This is a genomic window from Planctomycetia bacterium (assembly GCA_021413845.1).
In the GTDB taxonomy this organism is placed as follows: domain Bacteria; phylum Planctomycetota; class Planctomycetia; order Pirellulales; family PNKZ01; genus PNKZ01.
On record JAIOPP010000069.1, the window covers coordinates 33,922 to 51,318 of the forward strand.

The 17,397-nt window shown below is 63.5% G+C and carries 11 protein-coding genes; 5 read left to right on the top strand and 6 right to left on the bottom strand.

The window, feature by feature from the left end; translation table 11 throughout:
• The first annotated feature begins 188 nt into the window (after nt 1–188).
• Nucleotides 189–797 (top strand): sigma-70 family RNA polymerase sigma factor, encoded by a 609-nt coding sequence (locus K8U03_12280; GenBank protein ID MCE9605662.1) that lies wholly within the window; start codon nt 189–191, stop codon nt 795–797.
• A gap of 1 nt (nt 798) precedes the next feature.
• Nucleotides 799–3,021, top strand: a complete 2,223-nt coding sequence (locus tag K8U03_12285; GenBank protein ID MCE9605663.1) for a serine/threonine protein kinase — start codon at nt 799–801, stop codon at nt 3,019–3,021.
• Nucleotides 3,022–3,055: 34 nt separating this feature from the next.
• Here K8U03_12285 and K8U03_12290 read toward each other — a convergent pair whose 3' ends face one another.
• The 5 genes from K8U03_12290 to K8U03_12310 all read right to left on the bottom strand — a co-directional run bounded on the left by K8U03_12290 (nt 3,056) and on the right by K8U03_12310 (nt 11,454).
• Nucleotides 3,056–4,519 (bottom strand): hypothetical protein, encoded by a 1,464-nt coding sequence (locus K8U03_12290; GenBank protein ID MCE9605664.1) that lies wholly within the window; start codon nt 4,517–4,519, stop codon nt 3,056–3,058.
• A 1-nt stretch (nt 4,520) separates the two neighbouring features.
• Nucleotides 4,521–5,447 carry a dihydrodipicolinate synthase family protein gene (locus tag K8U03_12295; protein ID MCE9605665.1) on the bottom strand — a complete coding sequence of 309 codons (927 nt, stop codon included), beginning with the start codon at nt 5,445–5,447 and terminating at the stop codon, nt 4,521–4,523.
• A gap of 81 nt (nt 5,448–5,528) precedes the next feature.
• Nucleotides 5,529–6,707: a galactonate dehydratase gene (gene dgoD, locus K8U03_12300; protein MCE9605666.1), complete on the bottom strand. Its 1,179-nt coding sequence runs from the start codon at nt 6,705–6,707 to the stop codon at nt 5,529–5,531.
• 83 nt (nt 6,708–6,790) lie between these two features.
• Nucleotides 6,791–10,075 carry a DUF1592 domain-containing protein gene (locus K8U03_12305; protein MCE9605667.1) on the bottom strand — a complete coding sequence of 1,095 codons (3,285 nt, stop codon included), beginning with the start codon at nt 10,073–10,075 and terminating at the stop codon, nt 6,791–6,793.
• A 122-nt stretch (nt 10,076–10,197) separates the two neighbouring features.
• Entirely contained in the window at nt 10,198–11,454 is a 1,257-nt protein-coding gene (locus K8U03_12310; GenBank protein ID MCE9605668.1) for a DUF1552 domain-containing protein, read from the bottom strand.
• 284 nt (nt 11,455–11,738) lie between these two features.
• Between K8U03_12310 and K8U03_12315 the strand changes: the two genes are divergently transcribed.
• The 3 genes from K8U03_12315 (at nt 11,739) to K8U03_12325 (ending at nt 16,587) form a co-directional block, all read left to right on the top strand.
• Entirely contained in the window at nt 11,739–13,298 is a 1,560-nt protein-coding gene (locus K8U03_12315) for a sialate O-acetylesterase (GenBank protein ID MCE9605669.1), read from the top strand.
• A gap of 148 nt (nt 13,299–13,446) precedes the next feature.
• Nucleotides 13,447–14,646 carry a mandelate racemase/muconate lactonizing enzyme family protein gene (locus K8U03_12320; GenBank protein ID MCE9605670.1) on the top strand — a complete coding sequence of 400 codons (1,200 nt, stop codon included), beginning with the start codon at nt 13,447–13,449 and terminating at the stop codon, nt 14,644–14,646.
• A gap of 15 nt (nt 14,647–14,661) precedes the next feature.
• Nucleotides 14,662–16,587 (top strand): MBL fold metallo-hydrolase, encoded by a 1,926-nt coding sequence (locus K8U03_12325; GenBank protein MCE9605671.1) that lies wholly within the window; start codon nt 14,662–14,664, stop codon nt 16,585–16,587.
• An 8-nt stretch (nt 16,588–16,595) separates the two neighbouring features.
• Here K8U03_12325 and K8U03_12330 read toward each other — a convergent pair whose 3' ends face one another.
• Nucleotides 16,596–17,231, bottom strand: a complete 636-nt coding sequence (locus K8U03_12330) for an SRPBCC family protein (GenBank protein MCE9605672.1) — start codon at nt 17,229–17,231, stop codon at nt 16,596–16,598.
• Nucleotides 17,232–17,397: the final 166 nt, after the last annotated feature.

Genomic DNA, 17,397 nt, shown 5'->3' on the forward strand with positions numbered 1-17,397 from the left:
CTCGGAAAACCAAGCGTCGGGTAAAAAAATGAAACTTCTCGGCGACAGCACACACGCCCCAAATCTTCGTTCGCCCGCGGCAGGCCATCGTCCGCACGACGCCGAACGCGTATCATGGGTAACGACGCAGCCGAGCACGACCGCGGCCACGGGGCCCGGCGCGGCGAACGGACTTTTGGGTTCCCACGATGCCCGTAGACGACTCACCCCTGACGCGAGCCAGCCTCTTGGTTCAGTTGCGCGACGCAACGAATCACGAAGCGTGGCACGAGTTCGTTCGGCTCTACAGTCCGATCGTGTACGGCTTCGCGCGCAAGCGGGGTCTGCAAGACGCCGACGCGGCCGATCTGATGCAAGACGTGATGCGCTCGGTATCGACTGCGATCGGTCGGCTCGACTACGATCGTCGACAAGGAATGTTCCGCGGCTGGCTCTTCACGATCACGCGCAACAAGATCTTCAATCTACTTTCGTCGCGCCGTACGCATCCGCAAGCATCCGGCGACGCGGTGACGAATCGCTTGCTCGAATCGCATCCGGAAGCGAGCGACGGGGCCGACGATTGGGAAATGGAATACCAGCGGCGCCTCGCGTCCTTGGCGATGGAGCGAATCAAAAGTGAGTTTCAAGAAAACACCTGGCAGGCCTTCCGACTAACCGCGGTCGAAGGCATCGCGGCGGCCGAGGCGGCGAAGCAAGTCGGCATGTCGGCCGGCGCCATCTACGTCGCGAAGAGCCGCGTGCTCGCGCGACTCAAAGAAGAAGTCGACGTGCTGCGACGACAGGAGGAAAGCTAAGATGAAAGCCGACACGAAATGCCCGCAAACCGACGAACTTCAGCGATTGCTGAACGATTCGCTTCCCGGCGAGCGCCGCGATGAATGCATCCAACACATGGACGACTGCGGCTGCTGCCAAGAAAAGTTGGAGCAAATCGCCGTTGAAGGAACGAACCTTTCGCAGCTCGTCGAGCATCTGAACACGGCCGAACCGATGGCGACGTCGGCCTACTGGCCCGCCCTGAAATCGCTCGACACGGAGTTGCCGCCGGTCACGCCGAAAGACACTCCGACCCGGACGCGCGAGCTCTCGCTCAGCTTCCTCCAGCCGGCAAGCGACAGCGCCTATCTCGGCCGGCTCGCGCAGTTCGATGTGATGCGGGTCATCGGGCGCGGCGGCATGGGGCTCGTGCTCGAAGCCTTCGACTCGCGCTTGCAGCGGCACGTTGCGCTCAAGGTGCTCGATCCGGAACTCGCGTCCGACGACATTGCGCGGCAACGCTTTTGCCGCGAGTCGCGCGCGGCCGCTTCGATCTCGCATGAGAACGTCGTCGCCGTGCATCAAGTCGAAAAGTCGGGCGAGCACGGACTGCCGTATATCGTGATGCAGCTCATCTCCGGCGAATCGCTCGAGCAGCGGCTGGCCCGCGATAAGAAACTTCCGCTCCGCGAGATCGTGCGAATCGGCATGCAAGCCGCACACGGCCTCGCCGCCGCGCACGCACAAGGCTTGATCCATCGCGATATCAAGCCGGGCAACATCCTCTTGGAGCCGCCGCACGATCGGGTCAAGCTCACCGACTTCGGCCTGGCCCGCGTGGAAGAAGACGTGAAGCTCACGCGCACCGGCTTCGTCAGCGGCACGCCGTTGTACATGGCACCCGAGCAAGCGCTCGGCGAAGACGCCGATCCGCGCTCGGACCTTTTCAGCCTCGGGGCGATCCTTTACGAAATGTGCGCCGGCCGGCCCCCTTTCACCGGCAACTCGGCGCTGATGATCTTAAAGCAGATCACGGATACGAAGCATGTGCCGCTCCGCGAGCTCAATCCGCAAATTCCGGATTGGTTCGCCGCGACCATCGATCACCTGCTCGAGAAGAAGCCGGCGAACCGGATCCAAACGGCCACCCAGCTCGCCGAGTTGCTCGACTTCCAATGGGCCCTGCTGAAGACGACGTCGGACGATGTGCCGACGGTCTGCCAGATCGAACAGCGCAAGCTCGTCGTGCGCAATCGCTGGATCGCCGGTGGCATCGGTGCGACGTTCCTCGCGTTCGGCATCCTCGGCGGCATGTGGTTCAACCACCGCGGAGATCGCGCGCCGGTTCCGGTTTCCTCGGCCGAGCCGGTCGCCGTGCTCAGTGCGAACGCCGGCGCAGTCTGGTCCGTCGCGTTCGACGCCGCCGGCAAGACCGCGGCGATGGCCGTGGAAGACGGCTCGGTTCGCTTGTGGGACGTCCCGACGCAGAGCGTGAAGGCTTCTTGGAGCGCGCATCGTGGATTCGTCTGGGGAGTCCACTTCCTGCCCGACGACGAAACGCTCGTCACCGCCGGCGACGAAGGGCTCATCAAGCTCTGGAAGCGCGCGGAACCCGAGCCCTACCGGACGTTCGAGCACTCGAACGCCGTCCGCAGCATTGCGTTCTCGCGCGATCGACGGATGTTCGCCGGCGACCGCGGCGGAGGCCTTCGCGCTTGGTCGCTCGAAGCGCCTGCGACCGGCAGCGGAGCAGCCGGCGCGACCAAGCCCTTGGCCGAAGCCAAGCAAGCCGGCGCGTTGTTCGCCGTGGCGATCTCGCCCGACGACAAGACGATCGCCACCGGCGGCAGCGATAAGGTCGTTCGCTTGTGGAACGCGCAGGACCTCACGCCGAAACTCACGCTCGAAGGTCATGCCGGCCCGATCTACGGCCTGGCGTTTCATCCCGACGGTCGGCGGCTCGTCTCCGTCGGATGGGACAAAGCGGTGCATGTGTGGGACGCCGCCGCAGGCATGGCCGTGAAGAGTTGGGAAGGGCACACGATGGATATCTGGTCCGTCGCCTATTCGCCCGACGGCTCGAAGCTGGCGACCGGCGGAGCCGACGGCGCCGTGAAACTTTGGGACGCCGAAACCGGAAAACTTCTCGCAACCTATCTCGGTCACGGCAACTCGGTACATACCGTCGCGTTCAACAACGCCGGCACGCAACTCGCCTCAGGCGGCCGCGATGGGGCGGTGCGCGTTTGGAAGATCGAATAGCTTAGCCGGTCAGCAAGCTTAACCGGTCAGCTGCTTAGCTGGTCAATTGCGCGATCTTGTCGCCGACTTGTTGAATCACCGTCTCGAGGCTGCCCGGCGCCACGACCGCGATCTGCTCTTGATAGATGCCCCGGCCGTAGGTCGGGCGATCGGGGAAGTAGCCCGGCTGCCAATCGTTGGAGATCGTGGCGACGATGAGGGTGAACTTCGGGAAGCGCTTGCGCAATTCGATCTGGAGCATCTGGTAAAGCTCGCCCGGCGCCACGACCCAGAGCAAGCCGCCGGTGCGCGCGATCGATACCGTGTAAGGAAACGTTTTGCCCGTCGGCAGCGACGACAGCTTATTGAGCTGTCGCGTCATCCGCTCGGCGCGGGCCCGAGCCTCGCGCAAGGCCGCGTCGTCTTTCGCCGCGCGGGCCTTCTCTTCCGCGGCCTTCCAATTCGCCAAGTCGCGCTTCGTGTCCTCGATCGTCGGCAAGTCGGGCCGGTAGTCGATCGGAATCAGCACGTCTTGAAATTTCCATCGTTCGTTCGCCGTCGCAGCGGCCGGATCCAGCGGCGTATCTTTCCAAACACCGAGCGTCGCGCCGGAAACGACCGGGCCCGTGTAGACGAACTTCGTCCCCGCCGGCGGCATCGCTTCGAGAATGGCGAGGGTCGCATAACCGAGCTGCCGGCCGTTGCGATCGGCCGTCGCCACGTCGCCGACGAACCCTTCGCGCGGTCCCAAGTCGCCCGAGGCCCCTTGGATGAAGAAACACGGCGCAGCGCCGGTCGCCCCTTCGACCGTTTCTCGCAGCGCACCGATATAGTCGGGACTCACGAGCGTGTTCTGCCAGGCGAGGGTCGTCGGATGGCACGCGTAGTTGACGAGCGTACCGATCGTGCGCCCGGGTTTCCCCTCGTTGTCGACCAACGTCAGGCGACCGACGACCAACGTGTCGTCGGCAAGCCCTGCGGCATGAAAACCGCAGACGAATTGCTTGCTGCCGGCGTCGAACCCGTCGCGATGCGCGGCCAAGCTCGAACGACCTGCCGTGCAGACCAACGTCGCCGGCTTCGCCGCGGTGAGCGCCTGCTCGGCGCAGCGCGCCGTGCGCATCGTCATCTCATCCAAATACGGGCCGATCATGTCTCCGCCGGGAAGATCGGCGCGCGAGCGGGCCATGAAGCCTGCGCCGTGCGTATGCGACAGGCAGACATGCACCTGGGCCGAAGGAATTCCGGTCGCGTGGCCGGCCGCCTCGCGCAGTGCGTCCATCGCGGCTCGTTCGAGAATGCAATGATCGAGCGCGAGCATCAGCAGGGCATCGCCCGCGGTGCCGCAACCGCGCGGCTGCAGCCAGAGGGCCGTCGCCGTGATCGGGCGATGGATGCCGGTCGAGCGATCGTGAATCGCCGCGCCCCACATGCGATGATACATCCCGACCGGCGGGGTAATGTCGACGCGGGCGACTCCCGCGATCAGCCGCGCTTGCGATGCGATGTAAGGTTCCATGTCAGGCCCCGATCCGTTCCGCCGGCAAGGCGGCTTGAAGAAGTTGAAACAAGCGATCGACCTCGGCAGCCGTTTCGGAGTCGAGTTCCCAGGCGTGCGGTGTGCGACGACGAGCGTCGGCGAAAAGGCCGCGCTTCACGAGCAAGTATTTTTCGATCGCCAGAAAGCCGTCGAGCCCGGCTTGCAATTGCAACGCGACGATCGCGCAGATCGGAAAATAGAGGCGATACGTTGCGGCTTCGTCGCCCCGCTCGAGCGCGCGCCAGAGTGCGACGATCCCGTCGAGCAGATCGACGCCGGGCATCGTACCGGCGATGCCGCGCCGATAGCTGTCGACCAGATGAATCCCCCCGGAGCCTTCGAAGATGCGCGCCCGGCCGCCCGTCGCATCGCGGAGCGCCGAAAGATTCGGGCCGATCGGCGAAGCCTCGGGCTTGAAGAGAATCTTCTCCTCGCCGTAGCGCGCGAGCAGCAACTCGTACACCGCGAGCGGAATCGCTTGGCCGACATAGCCGGAAGCGTCTTGCACGATGATCGGCAATGAGATCGCGTCGGCCAGCGCGCAATAGTAGGCGGCAAGCGCATCTTTGCCGAGCCGCGTCGCCAGCGGAGGAACCGCCATCACGGCATCGCAGCCCGACCGCTCGGCATGTGCGGCGAAGAGCACGGCCTGCTTCGTGCTCTCGGCACCGACGCTGACGAACACCGCCACGCGCTTCGCCGCGAGCTCGACGAGCAACTCCGTATAACGCAGCCGCTCGTCGGCCGTAAGCCGCAAGAGCTCGGAGACCATGCCGGTGCCGTAGCCTTGCGAACCGGCGGCGATAATGAACTCGATCTCACGCGCTAGCGCCGCGCGGTCGATTTCATCGGCGGCGGTAAACGGAGTATGCACGATCGGCAACACCCCGGTAAGTCTCTGCGCCATCGGCTTCAGCACCTTCGTTGATTTCTATCGTTCGGCTTCGGGCATCTCAACTGATCACCGACCACCGACCACTGCCCGCTCCTACCAATCCCCAATGCTCCCGTCCGTATACGTCACCGGTTGCAAGATTTCCTGCTCGAATGGATGCTTCTTCAGCTCCGCTTCGTTGATCGAGATGCCTAGGCCCGGCCTGGTGTTGGGGCGGACGATGCGGCCGGCTCGTTCGACCTTGAAGCCTTCTTCGACGACATCTTGCCGCCACGGCACGTCGCCATGCACGGTTTCGCAGATGATGTAGCTCGGCTGCGAGAAGCCGAACTCCAGCGATGCCGCGGTGCTCACAGGGCCCTGCGGATTATGCGGCGCGAGCGCCACGCGATACGCTTCGCACAGCGCCGCGATGCGCCGCGCTTCGCTCAGGCCGCCGCAATGGGTGATGTCGAGTTGGCAAACGTCGAGCGCCTTGGCCGCCAACAGATCGCGGAAGGCGGCCAGATGCGTGACGCGCTCGCCGGTCGCGATCGGCGTCGACACGGCGGCGTTGATCCGCGCGAGTCCGTCGACGCTTTCCGGCCAGCAAGGTTCTTCCAAGAAATAAAGTCCGTAAGGCTCGAGCGCCGTGGCGAACTGCAGGCCCATCGTCGGGGAAGGTCGGGCATGGCAGTCGACCATAATGTCGACCGCTTCCCCGACCGCTTCGCGCATCGCGGCCACGCAGCGTTCGGCCGCGCGGATCGGCTTCAACCCTTCGAGCGGCATCGTCGGCGGCACGGCCATGCTCTTGAACGCGGTGAACCCCTCGGCGACCGCTTCCCGCGCCAGGTCGGCGAAGCGGCGCGCGTCGTCGGCCGAGGTTTCGTAGAAGTCTTCCATCCGGCCTCCGCCGAGATGGCAATAGGTGCGCACATGGTCGCGCACCGGACCTCCCCAGAGCTTCGAGCACGGCACCCCCAGCGACTTGCCGAGGATGTCCCACAAGGCGAGGTCGATGCCGGCGATCGCCGTCGCGCGGACGATGCCGTGGCCGTGCCAGAAGTGGCGGCGATACATCATCTGCCACAGATGCTCGACCCGCGTCGGGTCTTGGCCGATCAGAAGTTGCGACAGGTCTTCGATCGCCCCGACGACGCCGCGCGTGTGCCACTCCAAAGTCGCCTCGCCCCAACCGAAGAGCCCGGCCTGATCGGTGACGACCTTGACGAACACCCAATTGCGCATCCGAGCGTGACATACATGCGTTTCGATCGCGACGATTTTCATGACGGCTGGGCTTTCGGGCAGGGGGCCGTAGAGATTCATCTGCGGCTATTGCAGGAGCATGCTTTCAAATTACTTCGTCGCGGTTACTTCGTCGTCGGCAGAATGATCTGCGCTTTCGTTAGGGCCTCGCGGATCGGGGCGAGGTCGCTTTTGGTCGGGTCGGTCCAGACGGTTAGGTTGCCGGTCTTTTGGTCGACCGCGGCTTGCTGCACCCCTTCGACCTTGGCAGCCGTGTTGTAGACGAAGATTCGGCAGGCCTTGCAATCGGAGATCGTGACCGCGATCTCTTGACGTTTGAGCTTGTCGCGCGGCTCGGTGAGCAGCGGCGACACCGAGAACGAACCGTTCGACGCACGGCGAATGACGTTGTTGATTTGCTCGAGCAGCTGCGGGGCGGTCGGCTTATGCGTCGCCGACGAGCCCGGGTAGAGCCGGGCGAAATCGTAGGCCAGCGTGATCTCTTGCAGGTCGGCATGGAGATCCTTCATCTGCAGCTCGGGAGCCGCTTCCAAGGCGACGCGCAAATCGTCGAGCCGCTCGGACGACGACAGCCCGACGAGCCGACAGCGAACCGGCTCGCGCAAGACCGGAACGACCGGAGTCGCCGACGGTTTTACCGGAGCGACCGGGGGGACGACCGGCACGATCGTCGGGCCGGTGCGAACCGTCGAGCCGAGCGGCGCGGAGCGCGTGAGGGTCGGCTTCAACGCGACGACCGGCGCAGGAGGGCCCTTCATCGGACCGCTGGAGAAGAACAGCTTGCTGGCTACGAGTTCGTGGATGAGGGTCCGGACGCCGCCCCCCTGCTTCTGCGTCTTATCGACGATCGCCGCGATCTCGGTGCGGTCGCCGAAGCCGATCGGCCGGCCGGTCGCGTACACACACAGTTGCTCGGCCAAGTTCTTCAACAACTTTTGTTGGTCCGAAGCCAAGAGAGTTTGGAAATCGGTGATCCCTTTGAAGGTGCGGCCGTCGGTGAGAATGCCCGACGAATCGACCTTTGGCCCGAGCTTGAAACTGATGCCGATGAACGGATCGATATTGCCGCGCTTCGCAGTTTCCCCTTCGCCGATCGAACGATAACGGTCGCGCAGCCCGCCGATCACGTCGAACGATTCCAGCGCGAAGCCGGGAGGATCCATCTTCGCATGACATCCGGCGCAGGCCGGCGAAGCGCGGTGCTTGTCGAGCTGTTCGCGAATCGTCGTGGTCCCTTGCACGTCGGGCTCGACGGCCGTGATGTTCGGCGGCGGCGGTTCCGGCGGTTGCCCGAGGAGGCGGGCCATGACGAATGCGCCGCGCGGCACCGGCGAGGTGGTCGTGCCGTTGGCCGTGACCTTCAAGATCGCGGCCTGAGTGAGAAACGAACCGCGCGGGCAATCGGCCGGGAGCGCTACGCGACGGATCTGCGAACCGCTCACGCCGGGCACGCCGTAGAGATTCGCGAGCTTTTCGTTCAGCATCGCGAAATCGGAACGAACGAGGTAGCTCGCGTTGAGGTCTTTATCGAGCAACTCGCGGAAGTAAGCCTTCGTTTCCGCGATCATCGAGTCTTGCAAATACGGGCTGAATTCCGGGTAGAGCTTGCGGTCGGGATCGTTCGCCGCGATCTTGCGGAGGTTCAACCATTGGCCGAGGAAATCTTCGATGAAGCGTTCCGATTTCGGATCGTTGAGCATGCGCTCGACTTCGACCTTGAGCGCGTTCGGCGAACGCATCTGGCCCCTATCGGCGAGTTGGATCAGCGTGTCGTCGGGGAGCGAGTTCCAAAGAAAATACGACAGGCGCGAGGCCATCGCGTAGTCGTCGAACAGCTCGGGCTGCTCGGCGTGATAGAGAAAGTCGGGCGAGGTAAGCGCCGCGCGATAGGCGTAGCGCAGCGCCGTCTCGAAGCAATCGCCGGCGGCGAGCCGCTTCTCGAAGAGGGCGAGATATTCCTTGCGCACTTCCTCCGGCACCGGCCGGCGAAACGCGCGCGGCAAGAACGAAGCCAGCAGGCGGTCGGCATCGCGCGTGGGCCACATGCTGGCGACGGTCCAGTTGCCCGACGGAGGGTCGGGCGGGTTCGGAGCTTGGGTCTCGCGGCGCGGAAGCTTCCGCTTCGGCGGGATGATTTCCGGCTGGTCGCGCACGTCGAACGCTACGATCGGCAGATCGCCGAACAACCGGCGATGCCCTTCCGGCGGCCAAACGTCATGGATCGGCCCTTCGATCTCGATGTAGTCGCAAGCGATGCCGGGGCCCGTGAAGGCCATGGCGCGGCCCGGACGATTGTAATTCACCACCGGCGCGAGCGACGCCGTATTGAAGCCGATCGTGTCTTTGAAGTTCAACCAGTGCGTGACTTCATGCACCTTCGGCTTATTCGGCGGGGCGTCGTAGTAGCCGAGAATGTAGCTCGGGTGACCTCCGCCGCGACCGTCGTCTTGGAGTTGCACGATCGACAACCGCGCGGCTTCGACGCCGCGTCCCGGAAGCACCTTCCCTTTGTCCCAATGGAAGCTCCAGAACGAAGTCTGGATGCGATACTTGCCGGGATAGAGAGCGGCGAAGTCGTAGAAGTAGGGCTTGAATGATTCATCTTCGTGACGAAACACGCCGGGGCTCGAGTTGCGCTTCTCGCAATCGCGTAGCACGTTGATGTGTTCGTGCGCCCCGAGATGCGCATGCACGCCGCTCGGAGTAAAGAACGGATCGGGCTTGTCGCCGTCCTTAATCATCACGGTATCGCCGTTCATGATGATGTGATACATGTGCCGCGCGATCGAGAAGCGGTGCGTTTGCCGCAGCGGCGGCGTCGGCTGCACGGCGATCGCCATGTCGAGCGCTTGGTCGGCCGCTTCGACGTACTTCGACAAGTTCACGTGCGAGATATCGAGCGCATCGGAGTTCTTGTCGAAGCCGTGCGCCGAGCCGTCTTCCGGCAGGCTCGCTTGCAGCGGGATGCCGTCGAGCGCGAGGAGATCGCGCACCGTGTTCTCGTACTCGATGCGGGTCATGCGGCGCACCGGGGTGCGTCCTTCGATCGCGAAGCGCGCCTTCTCCGCGGCGACGAGCTCCCGTTGCACGACCGTCACGGCGTTCGTGCGCTCGCCGGCGGGAGGCTGCTTACTATCTTTCGGCGGCATCTCGCCGGCAGCCACGCGGTCGTGGATCTTGACCCAACGGGCGAAGGTTTCGCGTTTATTCAAGTCGCCGGACAGGGTCGTGAGATCGAGCGCGCCTTCGGCCTTCGGGCCGGTGTGGCATTCGTAGCAATGCGTTTTAAGAAACGCAACCGGCAACTCCGCGGCCTTCGTTTCCGCGGCCCCCGTTACCGCAGCAACGAGCGAGAGAACCATCCATCCGAATAAGCGGCGCAGCGACATGGCGTGTGTGAACCGAGAAGAATAGTTACGAAAGTAGGCAGGCGATCGAAGCGCTCAGGCGCGCGATCTCAAGCGTGTGCAAAAATCAGAGTCGCACGGGCCACGGCCGGCTTGCCGCTACCTTAAGCGAACTCCAAACCGGTCATCGTCCCCTTCGATGTCGAGAACGAATCGGTCTCGATGTTCATCCGGTGGAGCATCGAGAGATACAGGTTCGACAGCGGGTAGTTGTTCGTCTTATCGAAGGAAAGATGCTTGCCGTGCTTGAATCCGCCGCCGGCGAGCAGCACCGGCAGGTTGACGTTCGAGTGGGAGTTGGCGCTCCCCATGCAGGTGCCGTAGAGCACCATCGACCGATCGAGCAGCGATTGCCCCTCTTCCTTCGTTTCCGCCAGAGATGTGAGGAACTTATTCAACGCGGCGAACTGCCCCTCTTCGTGTCCGCGCAACTCGGCCAGCACGTCGGGCCGGTTGCCGTGGTGCGTGATGTTGTGGATCACGACGGTGTCGACGAACAGCGATACGAGCCGAGTCGAATCGGTTTGCAGCGAGAGCTTGATGAGGTCGTACATCAACTCCGAGCGGCGCACGAACTCCTTGCCGTCGGTAATGTCTTCCGGAGCCTTCACGGCAACGGTCGGCTTCTCCTTATGTTCCCAATCTTCGGAGCTATGCAGCCGTTGCTCGAGTTCCCGAACCGACGTGTAATACTGATCCATCCGAACGCGGTCGGCCGCCGACAGCGCGCGACCAAAGCGCGTGCGCTGCTCGCCGACGAAGTCGAGCATGCTCCGGCCTTGACGCAGGGCCTCGACGTTGGCCGCGACCTCTTCGGCCTTATTCGGCACGAACAACTTCTGGAACAACTTCTTCGGGCTCTTCTCCGCCGGAATCGGCGCGCCGCTGCGCGTGTAGCTCATCGTCTGTCCCTCGTTGGAGACAGCCATGCAGAGCGAAGGGTAGCGGGTCCGGTTGCCGATGTGCTCGGCGGCGAATTGATCGAGCGAGACCCCGTTGCGGAATCCGCCCCGCTCCGGATGCGGAGTGCCGGTGAGGAAGCAACGCTCGGCGGCATGCGCGCCGGTGACGCCCGGCAGGCTGACGCCGCTGAACACCGTGAGGTTGTTGCGATGGGCAGCGAGCTTTTCGAGATAAGGAGTCGACTCGAAATCCTTGCCCGTCTTCTCCGGAAAGAAATACTGGGGCAAGATTCCCATGTTCGTCTGAATCGCCACCATGCGCCGCGGCACTTCCGGCGCGCTCGCACCGAAGGCCGGCTGCATCGCATCGAGCCACGGCAAGGCGAGCGCCACGCCGGTGCCGCGCAAGAAGGTCCGACGAGAAAGGGGCGTGCGAGTCGAAATCTGACGCGGCGTCATGCCGGAACTCCTAGAGATTCGAGAACGGGAAACGGGCAGCAGGGAGGAGACGCTTCGAGCGGGCGGGACGAGTTTCGGGGAACATTGATTCTAATCGGCGCAGGCGACGGAGTCGAGTTTGAGATTCCTAACGCTGCCGAGTGCCGTATTACGCCGATTAGCCGGTGGGGCCGATCCGGCCTCTCCCGGCGAAATTGCCTGCTAGTTCAGCGCTTTCCCGCCGATTACAATCGTCGCTCCCGCTGGAATTCGATTCCCACCTTCGCTTGTCTGGAGTTCTCGCCATGAGTTTCGTTTCCCTCCGTAAATACCTCCCGACGCTTGGGCTCGGATGGGCGTGCTGCCTTTCGCTCGTCGCTCCCGCGCGGGCCGACGTCTCGCTGCCCGAGATCATCGGTAGCAACATGGTGCTCCAGAGCGGTGTCCCCGTCACGGTTTGGGGTTGGGCCGATCCGGAAGAAGAAGTCGCCGTCTCGGTGGGCGATAACAGCGCGAAGACCAAGGCCGACGCCGGCGGCGAATGGCGCGTGCAACTCAAGCCGATCGCCTCGGCCGACGCCGTCGAGATGACGGTTCAAGGCAAGAACACGCTCAAGCTCACCAACATCTTGGTCGGCGAAGTGTGGGTCGGCTCCGGTCAGTCGAACATGCAATGGTCGGTCAAGTCGTCGCAAGATCCCGACAAAGAGATCGCCGACGCGAAGTTCCCCAAGATCCGTTTGTTCCTCGTGCCGCTCGTTCCTTCCGGCACCCCGGCCCAACACGTCAACGCGCAATGGGTCGAGTGCTCGCCGGAAACGGTTTCCAGTTTCTCGGCCGTGTTGTACTACTTCGGCCGTCACTTGCATCGCGAGCTGAACGTGCCGGTCGGGCTGATCGCCACGAGCTGGGGCGGCACGCGCATCGAGCCGTGGATTCCGCCGGTCGGCTTCGAATCGGAACCCGAGCTCACCTCGCAGCTCGAACAAATCAAGGCGACGAACGCCGTCTACAACAAGCAGATGCTCTCGCAAGTGAAGCTGCTCAAGCAGTGGCTCGCCGCCGCCGAGACGGCCGGTGCCGGGGGCAAAACCATGCCGAGCTTTCCGAGCGTGCCGAATCATCCTCTCAACAGCAACGGCGCAGCGACCGGCCTCTACAACGGCATGATCCACCCGATCGTGCCGTTCGCCGCGCGCGGGGCCATTTGGTATCAGGGGGAAAGCAACAACGGCATGGGGATGAAATACCATACGCTCATGAAAGGGCTCATCGCCGGTTGGCGCAGCGTTTGGAACAACCCGGACCTCGCGTTCTACTTCGTGCAGTTGGCTCCGTATAACTACGGCAAGAACAACGAAACGAACTTGGCAGGCATCTGGGAAGCGCAGACCGCCACGCTTGCCGTGCCGCATACCGGCATGGCCGTGACGACCGACATCGGCAACGTCGCCGACATCCATCCGAAGAACAAACAAGAGGTCGGCCGCCGCTTGGCGCTGTGGGCCTTGGCCCAAGACTACGGCAAGAAAGACCTCGTTTATTCCGGCCCGTTGTACGACAGCCACACGATCGACATCGATCAGGTGAAGATCAAGTTCAAGCACACCGGCACAGGCCTGAAGAGCCTCGACGGCAAGTCGCTCACGTGGTTCACGATCGCCGGAGCTGATAAGAAGTTCGTCCCCGCCACCGCGAAGATCGAGGGAGATTCCGTCCTCGTCAGTTCCTCGAAGGTGTTCACTCCGGTTGCGGTTCGTTTCGGATTCAATCAACTTGCCGAACCGAACCTCGGCAACAAAGAGGGCCTGCCGGCCTCGCCGTTCCGCACCGACACCTGGGACATCGAGCCGAAGGGCCCGTAAGGCTGACACCGCGGCATCGGATGCGCGCTCGCCGCGGGCGCGCATCCGATCTCGGTTCATATTCAATTCGGCAGATGTTTTCGCATTCGTTGCGCTCCTGGATTATCATGCAGCCCGGCATGATCGATCCTTCTGAGGAGCAACAACAATGTCATTCACACGTCGCGATTGCTTGACGACGCTCGCTGCCGTCGCAGCCGGTCAGGCGCTGATCGAAGAAGTCGTCGGCGAGGAAGCGAATCCGGCGACGCAAGTCGGCGATCGAACCACGACGATCAAGATCACGGCCCTCAAGGCCACTTGGGTCGGATCGCATGTCTTCATCAAGATCGAGACCAATCACGGCGTCGTCGGCTGGGGAGACTTGAAGGGAGTCGATCCGCGCGTCTCGAAGCCGCTCGCCGAGGCCCTGTTTCAATATCTCGACGGCGAGAACCCGACCCGCATCGAGCATCTTTGGCAGAAGATCTATCGCGGCCATCGCGACATTCGGGGCGGGCCGTTTCTCATCCACACCCTCGCCGCGATCGACATGGCGTTGTGGGACATCACGGGCAAGCTCTGGGGCGTCCCTGTGTATCGCCTGCTCGGCGGCCCGACGCGCGACAAGATCCGCGTCTATCACACGAAGCAGGCCAAGAAGGTGCCGCCGCACGGACCTTACGAACATAGCGCCGTGCCGACCGATATCGAACGGATGGTCTCCAACGTGCGCGGCGCGCGCGAAGCGGTCGGCCCCAGCGGAGCGGTCATGTTCGACGCCCACTGCGCCGTCCCTCCGGCCACGCTCATCCAAGCCGCGAAAGCGATGGAACCGTACAACCTGCTCTTCATCGAAGAGCCGGCCGTGCCGGGCAACATCGCCGTCTTCGAGCGGTTGAAGGAACACATCTCGATTCCGCTCGCGACCGGCGAGCGCGATCGGACGATCTACGAGATGCTCCCGTATCTGGAGAAGCGCTGCATCGACATCCTCCAGCCCGACTGCTGCCACACCGGCGGCATCACCTCGATGAAGAAGATCGCGGTACTGGCGGAAGCATACTTCGTTCCGCTCGCGCCTCACTGCACGGCCAACTACCTCGGCACCGCGGCGAGCCTGCATGTCGTCTCGTCGATTCCGTTCTTCCTGATCCACGAGTTCTATCCCGACAATCCCGGTTTCCAAAGCGGACAGATACTCCGCATGAATTTCAAACTCGACGACGACGGCTACATCGGCCTGCCCGAAGGGCCCGGCCTCGGCGTCGAAGTCGACGAGAAATTCTTAGAAGCCGAAGCGAAGAAGCCGCAGTCGTATAAATGGCCCGGCTCGAAGCTCAAAGACGGCTCCGTCGCCGATTACTAACGTGTGCGGGCAATCGTGATCAACCTCGCCGGTACGCTTACCGCGCTAGTCGCTCTCCTAGGCGCCGAGACGCACGCCGCATGGCGTGAACTCGCGCCGGGAGTGTGGCATCAGGACTCGCAACCGGCGGCGTACCTGCTCGTCGACGGCGCGGAGGCGCTCGTCGTCGGAGCCCCTGCCGACTTGGATCTCGCGGCGCTCGAAGCCCGCTTGCGGTGCCGCGCGGATACGATCCTCCTCACGCACGCTCATCGCGACACGACGGCGTCCGCCGCCCGGCTCGTCGGCGAACGGCGCCTCGTTCGGGCAGCGAAACTCTCGGAGCCGTGGCTTTCGCCGGCCGGCGTCGCGCGGCATTGGAGCGCCTCGCTCCCGGAGCCGATCCCCGCGCCGCCGCTCACGCATCGCCGCTGGGGCAAGTGGCAGTACTTCGTGCCCGGGATCGGAGTCGAAGGGGTCCGCTTCGATCTCGCCGACGGCGATGTCGTCCGCTGCGGCAAGTGGAGCGTTACGGTCGTCGCCACGCCCGGCCACGCTCCGGATCACACGTCTTATCTCGCCGTGCATGACGATCGGCCGGGCCGGATCGTCTTCTGCGGCGATGCGTTCTCGCGCGAGGGAAAACTCTGGACTCCGTTCACGACCGATTGGCATCATCAAAACGCCGACGGCCTGAACGCCGCGGCCGAATCGCTGCGCCGCATCGCCGCGCTCGGCCCGACGTTGCTCTGCCCCGAACATGGGGAACCGGTCAGCGAACGAATCGACGCGCAACTAGCGACCACGGCCCAAGCTGTCCGCCGCGCCGCGATCGCGAAGGGCTACGATACGTTTCTCCGCGAGCAAGGGCGCGCAGTCCCGTTGCCGAAGTTTCTCGCCCCCGAACAAGTCGGCTCGGCCAATGCCGACGGCAACACGAAACCTTGGACGAAGCTCTCGCCGAGCCTGTTTCTCACAGGCAACACTTACGCGATCGCTTCCCGCGACGGACCGACGCTGCTCGTCGATCCCTATCATCGCGAGCTACAGCATCGGATCGTCGAACTCCGGCGCGACCACAACCTCCACCCGGTCGAAGCGCTGTTGATCTCGCATGCCCACAACGACCACTACACCGGCGTCTTCTACTTCGCTCCCGGGACGCTGCCCGCCGTTTGGACGCTCGATCGGATCGCCGACGTCATCGAACGGCCCGACACGTATCGGGCACCGTACGTCGACCCGCGACCGGTAAGCATCGCGCGCCGCTTGAAGGACGGCGAGACGATCGCGTGGCATGAGCATCGCCTGCGCATCCATCATCAGCCGGGCCAAACCGACTTCGCGATGGGGATCGAAGCCGAGATCGACGGCCGCAAAGTTCTCTTCACCGGCGACAACTTCTATCGCGCCGATCAATATTCCGGCAGCGGCGGTTGGTCGGGCCACAATCGAGGACTGCCGGCCGGCTATGTGTACACGCTCGAACGAATCATCGCCTTGAAGCCCGATTGGATCTTGGCCGAACACGGCGGCGCGCTGGAATATTCGCCGGTCGATTTCGCGGCCCGACTGGATTGGGCTCGCGAAGCCGCGGCCTCGGCCGATGCGTTGTCGCCGAGCGGCGACCACCGGCGCGATTGGAATCCGCACGCGATACGATTCGAGCCCGCGATCGTCGGCACAAGGCCTTATGAAGGCTCCGACGACATCACGCTCGTCGCCGAAGGATCGCTCGCCGATGCAAAAGAGCTTTGGATCCGCGTCGCTGTGAACGGGGTTCTCACGGCCCCTCGAGAAACGCAACTCGTTCCCATGCGCGCGGGCCGAGGATCGATTCGTCTTAAGATTCGTAGCGACGTGATGCCTCCCCGCTTCGAGTTCGTCGCGATCGAAGTCGGACGGGTCGGCGAGCCGGCGTTGGCGATCGATTGCGTCTTGCCGGTCTTCGCAGGCCGTTAAGCGGCGTTCTACTTCGCCTTCTCTTCCAGCTTCAGCGCTTCGCCCGGCGTGAGCGCTCGCGGGGCTTCACCGGTTGCCGTCGGTTTCGGCTCGGCGGGGCTTTTGGCCGGAGCGGGTGGCGCTTCCGCGATCGCCTTCATCTGCGCCAACCCTTTCTCGAACTGCGCGCCGAGCATGGCGTCCATGTTCATCACCATGCACATCGCGCGACCGAGAAAATTGTTCTTGCCGCTCATCACCCACGCTACTTCCGTGCCCGCCCCTTGCGGTCGGAAGAAGAACTCCGTGTCGTTGGTTGCTTCGAACGGCTTGAGAAAGTCGAGCTTGATCCGGAGATACTCGTTCGGCTTGCTCTCGGTGATGGTCATGCTCCCCTGGCCGACTTCGTCGTTGCCGTCCCAACGGAAGATCGCGCCGGTTCCGGCGGCCGGCCCTTCGAACGTCGTCTTCGAGTTCGGATCGAGCTTCGCCCACGGCGACCACGCTTGCCAACTGTGAAAGTCGTTCACTTGCGCAAACACGACCTCTCCCGGCGCATTCACCACCGCCTTGCGCTCGATCCGAAAATCCTCGGGCTGCAACGCGACGACGATGGCAAACACGGCGATGACCGCGACGAACGCAATGAGAATCTTTTTAAACATGCAACGCTTTCTTCGGTGGTGTGAATGAGCATCCGGACGCTGATCGGAAGAAAGGTACCTTCCGCCGGCATCGGCCTCAACGGCAACTTGCTCCCGGCCGTCGCAAAACCGCTCGCGGGCCCGTTTCGATCCTGGTGATGAGCCGTTCGGGTTGGTGGACTTTAGA